The sequence below is a fragment of the Sphingopyxis sp. OPL5 genome (genome assembly GCF_003797775.2).
In the GTDB taxonomy this organism is placed as follows: domain Bacteria; phylum Pseudomonadota; class Alphaproteobacteria; order Sphingomonadales; family Sphingomonadaceae; genus Sphingopyxis.
This window is the reverse complement of the sequence record NZ_CP060725.1, coordinates 1,436,158-1,450,955: the sequence shown is the minus strand read 5'-3', so window position 1 is coordinate 1,450,955 and position 14,798 is coordinate 1,436,158. Positions and strand designations below refer to the sequence as shown.

The window sequence follows — 14,798 nt, the reverse complement described above, 5'->3', positions numbered from 1 at the left end:
AGGATTAGGTGATGACCGACCTGCCGAGCACGGCGCGTTTCGCGCTGCCCCTGTTGGCGATGGCGCAGGCGCAGAAGGAGGTTACGCACAATGAGGCGCTGACCCTGCTCGATGCGCTGGTGCAGCCGGTGGTCGAGGACGGGCCGCAGACCGTCCCGCCCTCCGCACCGGTCGCCGGGCAGGGCTGGATCGTCGGTGCGGGGGCCAGCGGCGCGTGGGCCGGCAGGGATGGCGGGCTGGCCTTGTGGACCAGCGGTGGATGGCGCTTCGTCGCACCGCGGCCGGGCATGCGGACACACCGGCTAAGCGACGGAGGCTGGCTGCGATTCGATGGCGTGGCATGGGTCGAGCCCGGCCCGATCGCGAGTCCGGCGGGGGGCGCGACGGTCGACTCCGAAGCGCGTGCGGCGATCGCCGCGTTGATTCTAGTGCTTGTCGGCCATGGTCTTCTGATTTAAGGCTGAATTTACCTATTATCGCCCGGCAAGTGCGGCTTTTTGGCAACAGATTGGCAATTTGTTCGCTTGCGTGGAACCAAAGGCGGGGGTAGGACGTCTGCGAGACGTAAATCTCAATTGAAAGGGGAATCTACTATGAGGAAGCTTGCCGCCGCCGTGGCGTTGGCCTCCACCGCCCTTGCGACGCCTGCTCTGGCGCGCGACGACTCCTGGTACGTGGGAGTTGGGGGTGGTGTCATGATCGTCGAAGATCTCGATCTCGACATCGGCACCTTCAACAATGCAGGTACGCTCGACCACAAGAAGGGTTACGACTTCGAAGGCGTCGTCGGCTATGATTTCGGCGGTTTCCGCGCTGAAGTCGAAGTCGGCTACCGCGAAGCCGACATCAAGGCCGGCCGTTTCAACACTCCGGGCATCCCGGGTTCGGCCAATGGCACGGGTAACCTGGTTACCGGCAGCTATGCCATGAACGGCGATTCGAACGCGCTGAGCTTCATGGTCAACGGCATGCTCGACTTCGGCGACGATGACGGCCTTCAGGGCTTCGTCGGCGGCGGCGCCGGTGTGGCTCGCGTCGATGTCGCTCCGGTCTTCGCCGGTCCGTTCCTCGACGATTCGGACACCGGCTTCGCATGGCAGGCCATCGCGGGCGTTCGCGCTCCGCTGACCCGCAACATCGATGTCGGCCTGAAGTATCGCTTCTTCAACGCCAGCAACCTCGACCTGGTCGATCAGCGTGGCCGCGACGTTTCGACGCGCTTCCGTTCGCACTCGATCCTCGGCACGCTGACGTTCAACTTCGGTGGTGCGGAACCGGTGGCACCGACGGCACCTCCGCCGCCCCCGCCGCCTCCGCCGCCCCCGCCTCCGCCTCCGCCGCCCCCGCCGCCGCCGCCGGTTTGCGAGCCTGGCCCGTACATCGTCTACTTCGACTGGGATCAGTCGAACATCACGCCCGAAGCGGCGTCGACGCTGGACAACGCCATCAGCGCTTACAACCGTGGCTGCTCGGGTACGCAGGTTTGGCTCGCCGGTCACGCTGACCGTTCGGGTTCGGCCAAGTACAACGTCGGTCTGTCGGAACGCCGCAACACCGCGGTTCGCAGCTATCTCACCGCTCGCGGTATCTCGGATGGCTCGATCAGCGCAGAAGCGTTCGGCGAAAGCCGCCCGGCCGTTGCGACCGCCGACGGCGTCCGCAACGACCAGAACCGCCGCGTGGAAATCAAGTACGGCCCGGGTTCGGGCAACTAAGATTTCCCGCCCGGTTGGGTTGGAACCAAAAGAGGGGCGGTACCGAAAGGTGCCGCCCTTTCTTTATGCGCGCGGCGGGTCGGGCGTTGTCCGGTCCGGCGCGCTTTTTGTTTGCGCCGTCCCTATAATGTTATACCATAACAAAAGATCGGTGACCGCTTGCGAGCGGCGCAAGGGGGCCGATCGATAGCGGGACCCGGCTGCGACGGCCGACAATGTCGCGCCGATGTCGCGCTTCGACAGGGAGAGAGACGATGCGCCGACGTCGCAGCATTTTCCGGAGCGATCCCAACGCCAGTCCGGTGATCAACACCACCCCGCTGATCGACGTGATGCTGGTGATGCTGGTGATGTTCATCATCACCATCCCGTCGCCGACGCACATGGTCGACATCACGTTGCCGGGCGAAATCGACGGGCCGACCGACGTGCGGGACGAGAACCGCATTACCGTCGATACGGCGGACACGATCCGCTGGAACGGCGAGGCGGTCGACCTCGCGCAACTGGGCAAGCTGGTGAAGCTCGCGTCAGATCGTACCGAGCCCGCGACGCTGATGTTTGAACCCGAGGCGCGGGCGCGCTATTTGCGGGTCGACCAGGCGATCGGCGCGATCCGCCGCAACGGCGGCAGCAAGCTCGCCTTTCCGGGGATCCACCAATATGGCGGGTTGATCTGACGCGCCGCGGCGCCTGCTGCCGGTCAGGCGGCGGGCGCCGTCCCGGGCCGCAGATAGGCCAGCATATAATTCACATAATCGACCTTGCCGAGCGGCACGCCCATGTGGCGGAGCACGGCGTAGGCGGCGACGAGGTGGAAATAATATTGCGGCTGCGCCCAGTCGCGGACGTAAGTCGACGCGGTCATGTCGAACGCCATGCCGTTGGGCAGGTCGAAGCCCACGGGGCGGCCGGGATCGCTGTCGATGGTCGCGGAGTCGACGCTGTCGAGCCAGGCCAGCGTCGCGCCGAGCTGCGCCTGGAGGCCGGCGAAGTCGGCGGCGTCCTCGGCGAATTGCGGGGCACCGGCGGCGCCGAGGCGGGTGAGCGCCTGGATCGCCTGCTGGCACGAGAAGCGCACCTGCGACGCGAGCGGGAACATGTCGGGGGCGAGCCGCGCGGCGATGAACTGCAGCTCGCCGACGCCGTTTTCGGCACCCCAGCCGAGCGCCTTGTCGAGCTGCGCCGACAGCGCGCGGAGGCCGTTGCGATAGGCGGGTACCGTGAAGTCGTAGAGCATCGTCTTGTCCTTCGAAGGGGTGACAGGCGTCAGGCGGCGTGTTTGTCCTGGAACTGGAGCCGCGCGAGGCGGGCGTAGAGGCCGTCGGCGGCGACGAGCGCGTCATGCTTGCCCTCCTCGACGATGCGGCCGTCGTCCATCACGATGATGCGGTCGGCGGCGCGCACGGTGGCGAGGCGGTGCGCGATGACGATCGTCGTGCGGTCGTGCATCAGCGCCTCGAGCGCGTCCTGCACCAGCTTTTCGGATTCGGCGTCGAGCGCCGAGGTTGCTTCGTCGAGCAGCAGCAAAGGGGCGCGGCGGAGCAGCGCGCGGGCGATGGCGACGCGCTGGCGCTGGCCGCCCGAGAGACGGGCGCCGCCCTCACCCATGAAGGTGTCGAGCCCCTGCGGCAGTTTGGCGAGGAACTCCTCGGCATTGGCGGCGCGCGCCGCATCCCACAATTGCTCGTCGGTGGCGTCCCAGTTGCCGTAGCGCAGGTTATCGCGCGCCGAGGCGGCGAATATCACCGTTTCCTGCGGCACCATCGCGATGCGCGCGCGGATGTCGGCGGGGTCGGCGTCGGTGAGCGGAATGCCGTCGAGCAGGATGCTGCCGCCCTGCGGATCGTAGAAACGCTCGGCGAGCTGGAAGAGGGTCGACTTGCCGGCGCCCGAAGGGCCGACGATCGCGACGGTCTCGCGCGGGGCGATCGCGAGGCTGAAGTCGTGGAGAGCGGGCGCGTCGGGGCGGGTCGGGTAGCGGAACTCGACATGGCGGAACTCTAGCGTGCCGAGCGGCGGGTCGGGGAAGCGGCGCGCGTTGGCGGGCGGCGCGATGCTGGGTTCGGCGTTGAGCAGCTCGGACAGGCGTTCGGCAGCGCCGGCGGCGCGCAGCAGGTCGCCATAGACTTCGGTGAGGGCGCCGAAGGCGCCCGCGACGAGGCCGCCGGTGAGCACGAAGGCGGCGATCGTGCCGCCGGTGATCGTCCCCGCGGCGACACCCGCGGCGCCGTACCAGAGCAGGGTGGTGATCGCGCCGAAGAGCAGACCGATGACGATCGCGGTCATGATCGCGCGCAGGCGAATGCGGCGCTTCGCGGTGGCGAAATTATTCTCGACCGCCAGGGTGAAGCGGTCGGCCTCGCGGCTTTCCTGTCCGAACGCCTGGACGATCTTCATCGCACCCAATTGTTCGGCGGTGGTTGCGCCGATGTCAGCGACGCGGTCCTGGCTCGAACGCGAAACATTCTGCAGGCGGCGGCCGAGCAGCACGATCGGCATGATGATCACCGGGATGCCGAGCAGGATGCCGCCGGTGAGTTTCGGCGAGAGCGAGAAGAGATAGATGATGCCGCCGATGCCCATCACGGTGTTGCGCAGCGCGACCGAGACGGTGGTGCCGACAACCTGTTCGATGACGGTGGTGTCCGACGTCATCCGCGAGGCGATTTCCGACGGGCGGTTTTCTTCGAAAAAGCCGGGGGCTAGGCGGAGCAGATTCTTCTGCACCGCCTGGCGGATGTCGGCGACGGTGCGCTCGCCGAGCCAGCTGACGAAATAGAAGCGCAGCGCGGTCGCGACCGCGAGCAGCAGCACGATAACGTAGAACAGGCGGAAATGCGGCGCAACGTCGCCGCCGCCGGCGACGAAGCCGCTGTCGATCATTTCCTTGAACTGCCAGGGGATGGCAAGCGTCGCGAGCGCCGCGACGCCGAGCGCGACCGCAGCGATCAGCAATTGCAGCGGGTAGCGGCTGGCGTGCTGCCAGATCATCCGCAAGCTGCCGAGTTTGCGCGGACGCTTGTCTGGCACGCCGGACGATTCGAGAGCGGGGGAGGGAGAGGCCGGTTCGTCTGATCTTGTCGCCATGGCCCGGCCCTAGCAGCGGCGATGCCGCCGCTCAACGCCGCAGAATGGTGCGGGGCTTCATGGGTTGTGAAGTGGGGGTGGAGGATGCTTCCTACCGGCGATCGCGGAGAGGGGGCGGAATCGGGGTGCCGGGATATCGGTCCGCCAACCCTCACCCTTCCCACCGGCTTTGCCGGCGGGCCCCTTCCCTCTCCCGGCGGGAGAGGGAGGGAGGCGCGAAGCGCCGGAAGGGTGAGGGTCAACAGCCGCTTATCAATCTACTGTTTGCTTTAACGGTTATCCAGCTGCGCCCTGACCGCGCGCAGCCCCGCTGGCGTGATGCGGTACGGCGCGCCGCCTAGCGAGCCGATGAAGCCGCGATGGCGCAGCCGCCTGAACAGCGCCAAACCCGCGCTGGCCAGCACATGGCCGTCGCGGGTGAAGCAGATCGCCTCGACCAGACGGCCGTTTTCATCGCGCCGATGGCGAATCATGCCGCCCTGCGCCAGCACGTGGAGCACGCGCTGTTCCGATTTCGAGATATTCATGAGATAGTGTCCGAGATTGGCAACAACAAAAGCGCGCCGACGCCAGGGTCGGCACGTGCCATTCATCCTGTTTCGCCAGGATGTTAGCGGTTGCCCGCAATCTCGGTCATAATCACTCCGGCAACGCCCGGACGGCGTCGCGGCGCAGGATATGGGCAAATATCCTGCGCCGCAATGTTTATGATGCATTGCACAATGGAACGGAACGCCTAGACTGCGAAGCAACACAGGCGCCGACAGAGCGCCGCGCAACGCAAGGAAACGTCGCATATGCTGTATCACGCCTTTGACATGCAGAAGAGCTGGCTCGCGGGGGCGAGCGCGCTCGCGACCGCGGGGGCGCAGGTGATGCAGCACCCGGCGAACCCGCTCGGCTATTTCGGTGGCAGCCCGCAGTTCGCATCGGCGCTGGAGGTGTTCGCGCACGCCGCGGCACCGCGCGGCAAGCCGGGGTTCGAACTGTATGAGACGGTCGTCGACGGCGAAACGGTGCGGGTGAGCGAGAAGGTCGAGGCGCGCAAGCCGTTCGGCCAGCTCAAGCATTTCACCCACAAGGGGTCGGAGGACGCCCCCAAGCTGTTGATCGTCGCGCCGATGTCGGGCCATTATGCGACGCTGTTGCGCGGCACGGTCGAGCGCATGCTGCCCGGCCATGATGTGTGGATCACCGACTGGCGTGACGCGCGCAATGCACCGCTGTCGGCGGGCAAGTTCGATCTCGACGATTATATCGACTATCTGATTTCGTGGCTCGAGCATATCGGTCCCGGCGCGCATGTGCTGGCGGTGTGCCAGCCGTCGGTGCCGAGCCTCGCCGCCGCGGCGATCATGGCGGCGAACAAGCACAAGTGCCGCCCCGCGACGCTGACGATGATGGGCGGGCCGATCGACACGCGCAAGGCGCCGACCGCGGTCAACCAGCATGCGATGACGCGCCCGCACGCCTGGTTCCAGGAAAATGTCATCGTCACCGTTCCCGCCTGGTATCCGGGCGCCGGGCGCCGCGTCTATCCGGGCTTCCTGCAGCTCGCGGGCTTCATGTCGATGAACCTTGGCAACCACATGATGAGCCATTGGTCGATGTTCAAACATCTGGTCGACGGCGACGGCGAGGAAGCCGACAAGACCAAGGAATTTTACGACGAATATCGGTCGGTGTGCGACATGACCGCCGAATTCTATCTGCAGACCGTCGACCTGGTGTTCCAGCGCCATGCCCTGCCCAAGGGAGAGATGCTGCATCGCGGGCAGGTGGTCGACCTGAATGCGATCGAGGATATCGCGATCCTGGCGATCGAGGGCGAGCGCGACGATATTTCGGGGATCGGCCAGACCAAGGCGGCGCTGACGCTGACCAAGGCGCTGCCCGCGGAGAAGAAGAAATATCTGATGGCCAAGACCGTCGGCCATTACGGCATTTTCAATGGCCGCAAATGGCGCGAGGATATCGCGCCGGTGGTCGAGGCGTGGATCCGCAGCAACGGGGGGTGATGCCGCCGCCCCTTAGCTGACCATTCTCCAACCCCGTTTGTGTCGAGCGAAGTCGAGACACCCTGAAGTCATGCGTTTCTGATGGGTGTCTCGACTTCGCTCGACACGAACGGGAAAGGAGGAAGCCGGACGGATGAACGCTTCCAGATTCTTCAATGCCAGGGCGAGGTCCGCACGCTCCAGTAGACGATATAGAGCAATCCCGCCCAGAGTAGCAGGATGAAGGCCATGCCCGCACGGCTCGACGGGCGGTCGGCGGCGGCTTCGGCGGCGGCGTGGAGTTCGGCCCATAGCGGATCGGGGATCAGGCGGCGGACCAGCCACAAGCCGAGCGGCACGATGAGCAGGTCGTCGAGCCAGCCGAGCACGGGTATGAAATCGGGGATCAGGTCGATCGGCGACAGGGCATAGGCGGCGACCGCGACCGCGAGGATGCGTGCGGGCCAGGGCACGCGGCTGTCGCGCGCGGCGAGCCAAGCGGTATGCGCCTCGACCGCGAGACGGTGGCCGAGGTCGCCGATGCGTTCGGAAAGGGATTTGCCGGTCATTGCGACCGACCTTAGCCGGTCGGCTTGGTCGTCCAAGCGAAAAGCATCCCTAGGGCGCGGTCAGTCGTGCGGTAGTGCGATCACCGAGGGCCTGCTGCGCAATCAATCTTCTATAAAGCCGAATCCCAAATCCCGTTCGTGTCGAGCGAAGTCGAGACACCCGAAGGGCCGCGCTACGTTGCCGGGTGTCTCGACTTCGCTCGACACAAACGGGGAGGGGAAGGTTACAGCGCGACTTCGGCGTGCTGGCCGAGTTCGCCTTCCTTCATCGTCATGCCGGTGGCCATCTTGAACAGTCCCTTGATGCTCGCGTCGGCGGTCCAGATTTCGGCATTGTCGAGATCGAAGCGCAAGAGGACGAGCTTGGGGTCGCTCTTGCCGCCTTCGTACCAGGCCGCGATGCTGTTGTTCCACAGCTTGTCGAGTACCGCGCGGTCGGTTTCGGGGCGCAGCGTTCCTGCGATGCAGGCGAACAGGTCGTGGCCCTTCGACGCGAATTGCGCCATCGCCGGGCCGCCAGCCGACAGGCGGTTGTCGGTCGCGGTGAAGAACCAGAAGGCGCTGCTGGCGTCCTTGTCGAGCTGCGCGTTCATCGGGATATGATGATCGCGCTCGCCGGCCAGCCCGACCATCACATAGGGACTGGCGTCGAGCGCCTTCCAGAAGGTCTTCTTGATATCCTCGCTCATGGGGAAACTCCTTTTTCCCCCTCGATACAGCGACAACGCGGCAAGGGCTTGGATGTTGCCCGGTTCAGCGCGGGCGTGGCTCGTTGTAGCTGACGACTTCATATTCGATGCCGTCGGGGTCGAGGAAATAGAAGCGGCGGCCGGGTTCGTAATCGCCGTGGTTGAAGGGGGTGAGGCCGACCGCCTTCACGCGCATCTCGATGGTGTCGAGGTCGTCGACCTGGACGCCGAGATGGTTGAGCGGTTCACCCTTGGCATAGCGCGCATCGGCATGCTCGCCGTCGGGGCCGGTGTAGAGCGCGACATAGGCGCTGTCGGTGCCGAGGTGGATCGTCCGGCCGCCGTCGCGTGCGGGGCCGCGCCAGCGTTCGTGCCAGCCGAAGATCGCCGAGAGAATGCCGGCGCTGCGGTCGGGGTCGCTGACGGTCAGGTTCACATGTTCGATGAAGGGGTGCGTCATGGTTCGTCTTTCGTGATTCGGGTTGACGCAGCGGGTTATGAAAGCTCAAGTGAGGTTTAGATCAAGAGGAAATGCGGTACCGGCTTATGGCTCGTCATTGCGAGCGGAGCGAAGCAATCCGGAGCGGTTACCGCACACTCTGGATTGCCGCGTCCCCCGGATCAAGTCCGGGGTCCTCGCAATGACGGAGGTTGGGATGCACCGGACAGACTTGATCGCGATCGGCGACCTGGCAGCGCGTACCGGGGTCGCGGTGTCGGCGATCCGTTTCTACGAAGCGAAGGGACTGGTTGCCGCGCTGCGCACGCGCGGCGGGCAGCGGCGCTTCCTGCGTGCCGACATCCGGCGCGTGTCGTTCATCCTGATCGCGCAGCAACTGGGGCTGAGTCTCGAGGAGATTGCCGGCGAGCTGGCGCGGCTGCCCGCCGAGCGCACGCCGAATGCCGCCGACTGGGCGCGGATCAGCGGGGGTCTTCAGGCGCGGATCGCCGAGCAGATCGCGGCGCTCGAGCGGACGCAGGAATTGCTCGGCGCGTGCATCGGTTGCGGCTGTCTGAGCCTCAAGAAATGCGGGCTGTATAATCGCGAGGACAAGGCGGCGCAGCGCGGGGCGGGGCCGCGATACCTGCTCGGGGACCGGTCGGGCGAGATTACCGAGGTTTGAGGCTGACTCCTTCTCCCCTTGAGGGAGAAGGATACGAAGCCTTGCGCCACAGGCGCTAGGCGCAGTTGGATGAGGGGTTGCGAGCCTTTGGCTCGCGCGGTCGCAAGCGACCGCAACCCCTCACCCAGCTTCGACTAGCGAACAAGTTCGCAAGTCTGCGCAACCCTCTCCCTCAAGGGGAGAGGGGGCTAGCCTAACGGCACGCCGCCCCCAGCCATCGTCCGCTCGTCGCGGTGACGACCTTCAGCGGGCGGCCGTTCCGGGCGCCGGTGGTCACGCTGCGCGTGACATAGCCCTTCGCGCTATACGTGCCGGTGGTGATCGTGCGCACCGGGGTGTCCAGTTCCTTGACCCGGCACACCGACTGGCCGCGGATTTTGCCCGCGGCCAGTGTGTAGCTGCGCGACGAACAGGTCGCGCCCGGCGCATGGAGCAGGACCTGCGGCGTGGCGGCGGCCTGCTGCGCGGTCAGGCAGGTGGTGCGCGGCTCGCGCTTGTCGGCGGCGCGGACCAGCGTTTCGGGCACGCCGGGAATGTCGGCGCTGACCAGTTGGGTCACATGCGTCCATTTTCCCGCCTGCGGCCCCGGCACGGTCACCGCCGCCGCGCCCGCGAAGGCGAGCGGGATCAGGAGGACCGCGCCGTGCACCGGGTCAGACCGCCGCGAGCCGTTCGATCTCGGGCGCGCCGGCGAGGCACGGGCCGAGCCTCGCGCCGAGGGTGCGGAAATGGTCCGACGCGCGGTGCGCTTCGACCGCCGCGGCGTCGTCATAACATTCGAGCACCTTGTAGACGCCCGCCTCTTCGGTGCGGAACAGCTTGTAATAGCTGTTGCCGGGCTCGTTCGCGGCGACCGCGGGGGCGAGTTCGGCGAAGACGCCTTCGAACTCTTCTTCCTTGCCGGGCAGGACGCGCAGGATCGCGACGACGCCGATTTCACTCATATCTCTCTCCTCTGTTTCAGGCCTTGAGGTCGGGGTCGACCGTCCAGCCTTCTTCGACCTGGATGCCGAAGCTGTTCAGCATCATCGATACCTGGGTATATTGGCCGACGGTCATCACAAGGTCCATACGGCCCTTGTCGCCGAGCGGTGCGAGCGCGGCCCAGCTGGTGTCGGAAACGAAATGATTGCCGATAAGCTCGTCGGTGGCGCGGAGCATCGCGCGGTCGAGGTCGCTCCAGCCTTCGGCGTCGGGACCTGCCTTGATGCGGGTGATCTCGGCCTCGGTCAGCCCGCAGTCGAGCCCGATGCGCTTGTGCTGGGTCCATTCATAACCCGATCGGCAATTATAGCCGGTGCGCAGGATGACGAGTTCGCGGTCCCGCGGGCTGAGCGCGCTGCGCTTCGACAGGATATAATTGCCCCAGCCGAGGAAGGCGGTCATCGCCTTGGGCGCATGCGCGAGGGTGCGGAAGATATTGAGGATGCGGCCGCCGCCCACCCGCCCGCCGTCGGTGGCGAAAAAGGGTTCGAGCGCGGCGCGCTGGTCGGCATCGAGCCGGTCGAGATCGACCGGCTCGATGCGCGGAGCATTCAGGCGCAAATCAGAAGACCTCGAACAGGCCCGCTGCGCCCTGGCCGCCACCGATGCACATGGTGACGACGGCATATTTCACGCCGCGGCGCTTGCCTTCGATCAGTGCGTGGCCGACGCAGCGCGCGCCGGTCATGCCGAAGGGGTGGCCGATCGAGATCGAGCCGCCGTTGACGTTGAGCAGCTCGTTCGGGATGCCGAGCTTGTCGCGGCAATAGAGGACCTGCACGGCAAAGGCTTCGTTGAGTTCCCACAGGCCGATGTCGTCCATCTTGAGCTCGAAGCGTTCGAGCAGCTTGGGGATCGCGAAGACCGGGCCGATGCCCATTTCGTCGGGCTCGGTACCCGCGACCGCCATGCCGACATAACGGCCGAGCGGCTGGAGACCGCGCTTTTCGGCGACCTTGGCTTCCATCACGACGCAGGCCGACGAGCCGTCGGCGAGCTGGCTGGCGTTGCCCGCGGTAATCGTGTGGCCTTCGCCCATCACCGGCTTGAGGCTGGCGAGCCCTTCGAGCGTGGTGTCGGCGCGGTTGCATTCGTCCTTGCTGGCGACGACGTCCTGGAAGGTGACTTCCTTGGTTTCCTTGTTCACCACCGCCATGGTCGCGTTGCAGGCGACGATCTCGTCGTCATATTTGCCCGCGGCCTGCGCGGCTGCGGTGCGCTGCTGCGACTGGAGCGAATATTCGTCCTGCACTTCGCGGCTGATGTTGTAGCGCTTCGCGACGACCTCGGCGGTGCCGATCATCGGCATATAGGTGTCCTTGTGCATCGCGATCAGTTCGGGATCGACCTCGATGAACGCCTTGCCGCTGCCGCTGACTTTCGAGATGCTCTCGAGGCCGCCGGCGACCGCGATGTCCTGGCGGTCGACGATGATCTGTTTGGCGGCGGTCGCGATCGTCATCAGGCCCGACGAGCACTGGCGGTCGATCGACATGCCGGGGACGGTGACGGGCAGGCCCGAGCGCAGCGCGATCAGGCGCGCGACGTTCATCGTCTGCGATCCCTGCTGCATCGCGGCGCCGAAGACGACGTCGTCGATCTCGCCGCCTTCGAGTCCGGCGCGTTCGATCGCGGCCTTGACCGAATAAGCGCCCAGCGTCGGGGCGAGAGTGTTGTTGAACGAGCCGCGTCCCGCCTTGGTCAGCGGGGTGCGGGCGGTGGAAACGATGACGGCGTCACGCATGATAGGGGTCCTTCTGCTAGGTTCCGGTTGTCTTTTCGGGGGAGGTCGGCCGGGTCAAACCTGGGTGCGGGTCACACGAAAAACTGCGTGATCCATTCGGCGATCAAGGCGGGCTTGTCTTCACCCTCGATCTCGACCGTGATCTCGTTGGTCTGCTGCCACTGGCCGGGGCGCTTTTCGTCGAGTTCGAGCAGCTTCACATGGCTGCGCACGCGCTTGCCCGAACGGACGGGGGCGAGGAAGCGGACTTTGTTGCCGCCGTAATTGACGCCCATCTTGATGCCGTCGATCTTGGGCGAGTCGGTTTTCGCGCCGAGCATCGGGATCAGCGAGAGCGTGAGGAAGCCGTGCGCGATCGTACCGCCGAAGGGCGTCAGCTTCGCCTTTTCCTCGTCGATATGGATGAACTGATGGTCGCCGGTGGCGTCGGCGAACTTGTTGATCATGTCCTGATCGACGAGCACCCATTCGGACGTCCCGATGGTCTCACCGACCCTGGTCTGCAATTCCTGCGGCGTGATCGTGGCCATATGCCATCCCCTCTATTGCTGGTTCGGGGCGCGTTCTAGGCCTGTCATGCGGCATTGCACAAGGGCCAAGCCCCACGTCCGCGCCGCCGTAGCGTCAGCCCGGTTTGGCCGCCTTGGCTACCCCCGCCCTCGGTTTCGGAGACTCGGCATAGGGCAGGATCATCGTTCCGTCAGGGGCGGCCGTGAAGGTCGTTTGCGTCGGATAGGCGAATTCATAGCCCGCGGCGGCGAGCGCTTCGAACAGGCGGATGCCGACATCGGTCCTTGCCGCGACCACTTCCTCGAACTGTTCGGTGAAGACGTCGAACAGCAATTCGAAATCGAGGCTCGACGGGCCGAAGGTCAGGAAGCTCGATCGGATGAATTCATGGCCCGCCGCCTTGACCTGTTCCTCGAGCAGTGCGGGCAGGTCGCGCAGCATCGCCGGGGTCGTCTGGTAGATGACGCTGATCGTGAAGGTCACGCGGCGCCGGTGGAGGTGCGCGAAATTGGTGATCTCCTTGCCGAGGAGGTTGGTGTTGGAGATGACGAGCAGTTCGCCGTTGACCGAGCGCAGCCGGGTGCTTTTCAATCCGATACGTTCGACCGTCGCGGTGCTGGTGTCATATCTGATCGTTTCGCCGACGCGGAACGGGCGGTCGAAGATGATCGAGAGCGAGGCGAAAAGATCGGAAAAAATGCCCTGTGCGGCGAGGCCGATGGCGATGCCGCCGATGCCGAGGCCGGCGATCAGGCCGGTGACATTCACACCCATATTGTCGAGGATGACGATCGCGGCGATGGCGAAGAGCGCGATGCTGATCAGCAGGCGGATGATGCCCATCGCATTCGACAGCGTTTCGTTATGCCCTTCGGCGGCGCGGCGCTGGATGAGGCCGAGTATGATTTCGCGTCCCCAGATCGCGGCCTGCAGCACCACGGCGATGGTGAAGACTGTCTGGATGGTGCCGAGGATCAGCGCCGGCGGCTGGGCGTAGCCCGCGACCATGCGGACCGCGATGATCGCGAGCACGATCGATTTGGTCTTGTGGATCACCCGGCCGACGATGTCGGTCAGGGTGAATTCGCCCGGCGCCGATTGGGCGCGCTTCAGCGCGAAGGTGCGGATCATCGACAGCAGGAAATAGATGACGAGCCCGACGCCGATCGCGATGCCGATTTGCAGCCAGTGGCTGTTCACCCACGCGATGCTGGCGTCCCACCAGTAACGCAGATCGTCGAGCGGGTTGTTGGCAGGCGCGGCGGGTTTCGCGGCAGCTGTCGTCGCGGCGGCAAGAATGGAGAAGGTCATGGCGGGCCGTTGGGGTCCTCTTGGTCGGTGGTCAGGCGGAGCGGAGCAGCGCCGCCGCATCGGGTGCGCGCTCCAGATAGGTCAAAAAGCCTCGTTCGACACGCGAAAGATATCGGGTCGCGCGGGGGAGGGGGCCGACCGCCGCGGCGAAGTCGTCGCGTTCCAGCGCCGCGGCGAGCATCGCCGGGTGGACATAGGCCTTGCGCGCGACGGCGGGGGTGTTGCCGAGATGGTCAGCGACATGCTGCAAAAGCTGTTTGAGCGTCGGGGGTTCGGCGGCGGCATGGAGATAGGCGAAGGCCTCGACGCTCGCCGACCAGGTGCGGAAATGCTTGGCGCTGAAGGCGTCGCCCATCACATCCTGGATATAGGCGTTGACGTCTTCGGAGGCGACCGCGCAAAGGTCGCCGTCATCCTCATATTGAAAGAGATGCTGCCCCGGCAGGTCCTGTAGCCGGCGGACCAGCGTCGTCAGGCTGCGGTCGCTGACGACGACGTCGCGCTTTGCGCCGCCCTTGGCGCGGTAGCGGAGGCGAAGGGTCTTGCCGGTCAGTTTTGCGTGGCGCTGGCGCAGCGTAGTGGCGCCGAAGCTGTTGTTGGCGGCGGCATATTGTTCGTTGCCGACGCGCAGCGCGGCAAGGTCGAGCAGGCGGACGACGGCGCCGACGACGCGCTCGGGGCACAGGGTGCGGCGCGCCAGATCCTGCTCGAGCCGCGCACGCAGCAGCGGCAGGGCATGGCCGAAGGCGGCGCAGCGGTCATATTTGTCGGCGTCCTGCGCGCGGCGGAAATCGGGATGGTAGCGATATTGCTTGCGCCCGCGCGCATCATAGCCGGTCGCGAGGATATGGCCGTTGGCGGCGGGACAGAACCACGCATCCTCATAGGCGGGAGGGAGCGCGATGGCGTTCAGCCTTTTGATTTCGGCGGCGTTGCGGATGATCCTGCCTTTGGCGTCGCGGTAGCGCCAGCCGTCGGCGAGGCGTTCGCGGCCGATGCCGGGCAGGCTGTCGTCGACATGGATCAGGCGCGCGGACATGGGGGGATAGCGCGTTGGCACGCGCG

At 65.8% G+C, this 14,798-nt stretch carries 18 protein-coding genes; 5 read left to right on the top strand and 13 right to left on the bottom strand.

The features are described 5' to 3' along the window. Nucleotides 1-11 precede the first annotated feature (11 nt). The 3 genes from EEB18_RS07010 (at nucleotide 12) to EEB18_RS07000 (ending at nucleotide 2,395) form a co-directional block, all read left to right on the top strand. Nucleotides 12-458, top strand: a complete 447-nt coding sequence (locus tag EEB18_RS07010) for a DUF2793 domain-containing protein (protein WP_187142468.1) — start codon at nucleotides 12-14, stop codon at nucleotides 456-458. 135 nt (nucleotides 459-593) lie between these two features. Further along, the gene (locus EEB18_RS07005) at nucleotides 594-1,715 is read left to right on the top strand and encodes an OmpA family protein (protein ID WP_187669089.1); all 1,122 of its coding nucleotides are present in this window, start codon (nucleotides 594-596) and stop codon (nucleotides 1,713-1,715) included. A 254-nt stretch (nucleotides 1,716-1,969) separates the two neighbouring features. Continuing rightward, a complete protein-coding gene (locus EEB18_RS07000; RefSeq protein WP_187141128.1) occupies nucleotides 1,970-2,395 on the top strand; it encodes an ExbD/TolR family protein in 426 nt (141 codons plus the stop codon). A gap of 23 nt (nucleotides 2,396-2,418) precedes the next feature. Here the strand turns inward: EEB18_RS07000 and EEB18_RS06995 are convergent, their stop codons facing one another. The 3 genes from EEB18_RS06995 to EEB18_RS06985 form a co-directional block, all read right to left on the bottom strand. After that, nucleotides 2,419-2,955, bottom strand: coding sequence for a DUF1993 family protein (locus EEB18_RS06995; RefSeq protein WP_187141127.1), 537 nt, complete (start codon nucleotides 2,953-2,955; stop codon nucleotides 2,419-2,421). A gap of 29 nt (nucleotides 2,956-2,984) precedes the next feature. Beyond that, entirely contained in the window at nucleotides 2,985-4,805 is a 1,821-nt protein-coding gene (locus tag EEB18_RS06990) for an ABC transporter transmembrane domain-containing protein (protein ID WP_187141126.1), read from the bottom strand. A gap of 269 nt (nucleotides 4,806-5,074) precedes the next feature. Next, a complete protein-coding gene (locus EEB18_RS06985; protein WP_187141125.1) occupies nucleotides 5,075-5,332 on the bottom strand; it encodes a YjhX family toxin in 258 nt (85 codons plus the stop codon). A gap of 270 nt (nucleotides 5,333-5,602) precedes the next feature. Between EEB18_RS06985 and EEB18_RS06980 the strand changes: the two genes are divergently transcribed. Next, nucleotides 5,603-6,823, top strand: coding sequence for a polyhydroxyalkanoate depolymerase (locus EEB18_RS06980; RefSeq protein ID WP_187141124.1), 1,221 nt, complete (start codon nucleotides 5,603-5,605; stop codon nucleotides 6,821-6,823). Nucleotides 6,824-6,975: 152 nt separating this feature from the next. On the opposite strand, the gene EEB18_RS06975 is transcribed toward EEB18_RS06980, so the two are convergent. The 3 genes from EEB18_RS06975 to EEB18_RS06965 form a co-directional block, all read right to left on the bottom strand. Next, nucleotides 6,976-7,371 (bottom strand): YkvA family protein, encoded by a 396-nt coding sequence (locus EEB18_RS06975; protein WP_187141123.1) that lies wholly within the window; start codon nucleotides 7,369-7,371, stop codon nucleotides 6,976-6,978. Between the two features lie 224 nt (nucleotides 7,372-7,595). Continuing rightward, on the bottom strand, nucleotides 7,596-8,060 hold the full coding sequence (locus EEB18_RS06970; RefSeq protein WP_187141122.1) for a pyridoxamine 5'-phosphate oxidase family protein: 465 nt from the start codon (nucleotides 8,058-8,060) through the stop codon (nucleotides 7,596-7,598). Nucleotides 8,061-8,124: 64 nt separating this feature from the next. Continuing rightward, the gene (locus EEB18_RS06965) at nucleotides 8,125-8,520 is read right to left on the bottom strand and encodes a VOC family protein (protein ID WP_056343756.1); all 396 of its coding nucleotides are present in this window, start codon (nucleotides 8,518-8,520) and stop codon (nucleotides 8,125-8,127) included. 196 nt (nucleotides 8,521-8,716) lie between these two features. Here EEB18_RS06965 and soxR point away from each other — a divergent pair, with 196 nt between their 5' ends. Continuing rightward, nucleotides 8,717-9,184, top strand: a complete 468-nt coding sequence (soxR, locus tag EEB18_RS06960; protein WP_187141121.1) for a redox-sensitive transcriptional activator SoxR — start codon at nucleotides 8,717-8,719, stop codon at nucleotides 9,182-9,184. Nucleotides 9,185-9,377: 193 nt separating this feature from the next. On the opposite strand, the gene EEB18_RS06955 is transcribed toward soxR, so the two are convergent. From EEB18_RS06955 to EEB18_RS06925, 7 genes are all read right to left on the bottom strand, one after another. Beyond that, complete coding sequence (locus EEB18_RS06955; protein WP_187141120.1) at nucleotides 9,378-9,833, bottom strand: DUF3617 domain-containing protein; 456 nt, start codon at nucleotides 9,831-9,833, stop codon at nucleotides 9,378-9,380. A gap of 4 nt (nucleotides 9,834-9,837) precedes the next feature. Next, complete coding sequence (locus EEB18_RS06950; RefSeq protein ID WP_056343749.1) at nucleotides 9,838-10,128, bottom strand: putative quinol monooxygenase; 291 nt, start codon at nucleotides 10,126-10,128, stop codon at nucleotides 9,838-9,840. A gap of 16 nt (nucleotides 10,129-10,144) precedes the next feature. Beyond that, on the bottom strand, nucleotides 10,145-10,729 hold the full coding sequence (locus EEB18_RS06945; protein WP_187141119.1) for a carboxymuconolactone decarboxylase family protein: 585 nt from the start codon (nucleotides 10,727-10,729) through the stop codon (nucleotides 10,145-10,147). Between the two features lies 1 nt (nucleotide 10,730). Continuing rightward, nucleotides 10,731-11,912, bottom strand: a complete 1,182-nt coding sequence (locus EEB18_RS06940) for an acetyl-CoA C-acyltransferase (RefSeq protein ID WP_056343742.1) — start codon at nucleotides 11,910-11,912, stop codon at nucleotides 10,731-10,733. A 71-nt stretch (nucleotides 11,913-11,983) separates the two neighbouring features. Further along, nucleotides 11,984-12,442, bottom strand: coding sequence for a MaoC family dehydratase (locus tag EEB18_RS06935; protein WP_056343740.1), 459 nt, complete (start codon nucleotides 12,440-12,442; stop codon nucleotides 11,984-11,986). Nucleotides 12,443-12,536: 94 nt separating this feature from the next. Next, the gene (locus EEB18_RS06930; RefSeq protein WP_187141118.1) at nucleotides 12,537-13,733 is read right to left on the bottom strand and encodes a mechanosensitive ion channel family protein; all 1,197 of its coding nucleotides are present in this window, start codon (nucleotides 13,731-13,733) and stop codon (nucleotides 12,537-12,539) included. A 31-nt stretch (nucleotides 13,734-13,764) separates the two neighbouring features. Beyond that, nucleotides 13,765-14,772, bottom strand: coding sequence for a DNA topoisomerase IB (locus tag EEB18_RS06925; RefSeq protein ID WP_187141117.1), 1,008 nt, complete (start codon nucleotides 14,770-14,772; stop codon nucleotides 13,765-13,767). Between the last annotated feature and the right edge of the window lie 26 nt (nucleotides 14,773-14,798).

Coding starts and splice junctions, on each gene's coding strand:
- EEB18_RS07010 (WP_187142468.1), top strand. CDS start 12: ATGACCGACCTGCCGAGCACGGCGCGTTTCGCGCTGCCCCTGTTGGCG.
- EEB18_RS07005 (WP_187669089.1), top strand. CDS start 594: ATGAGGAAGCTTGCCGCCGCCGTGGCGTTGGCCTCCACCGCCCTTGCG.
- EEB18_RS07000 (WP_187141128.1), top strand. CDS start 1,970: ATGCGCCGACGTCGCAGCATTTTCCGGAGCGATCCCAACGCCAGTCCG.
- EEB18_RS06995 (WP_187141127.1), bottom strand. CDS start 2,955: ATGCTCTACGACTTCACGGTACCCGCCTATCGCAACGGCCTCCGCGCG.
- EEB18_RS06990 (WP_187141126.1), bottom strand. CDS start 4,805: ATGGCGACAAGATCAGACGAACCGGCCTCTCCCTCCCCCGCTCTCGAA.
- EEB18_RS06985 (WP_187141125.1), bottom strand. CDS start 5,332: ATGAATATCTCGAAATCGGAACAGCGCGTGCTCCACGTGCTGGCGCAG.
- EEB18_RS06980 (WP_187141124.1), top strand. CDS start 5,603: ATGCTGTATCACGCCTTTGACATGCAGAAGAGCTGGCTCGCGGGGGCG.
- EEB18_RS06975 (WP_187141123.1), bottom strand. CDS start 7,371: ATGACCGGCAAATCCCTTTCCGAACGCATCGGCGACCTCGGCCACCGT.
- EEB18_RS06970 (WP_187141122.1), bottom strand. CDS start 8,060: ATGAGCGAGGATATCAAGAAGACCTTCTGGAAGGCGCTCGACGCCAGT.
- EEB18_RS06965 (WP_056343756.1), bottom strand. CDS start 8,520: ATGACGCACCCCTTCATCGAACATGTGAACCTGACCGTCAGCGACCCC.
- soxR (WP_187141121.1), top strand. CDS start 8,717: ATGCACCGGACAGACTTGATCGCGATCGGCGACCTGGCAGCGCGTACC.
- EEB18_RS06950 (WP_056343749.1), bottom strand. CDS start 10,128: ATGAGTGAAATCGGCGTCGTCGCGATCCTGCGCGTCCTGCCCGGCAAG.
- EEB18_RS06940 (WP_056343742.1), bottom strand. CDS start 11,912: ATGCGTGACGCCGTCATCGTTTCCACCGCCCGCACCCCGCTGACCAAG.
- EEB18_RS06935 (WP_056343740.1), bottom strand. CDS start 12,442: ATGGCCACGATCACGCCGCAGGAATTGCAGACCAGGGTCGGTGAGACC.
- EEB18_RS06930 (WP_187141118.1), bottom strand. CDS start 13,733: ATGACCTTCTCCATTCTTGCCGCCGCGACGACAGCTGCCGCGAAACCC.
- EEB18_RS06925 (WP_187141117.1), bottom strand. CDS start 14,772: ATGTCCGCGCGCCTGATCCATGTCGACGACAGCCTGCCCGGCATCGGC.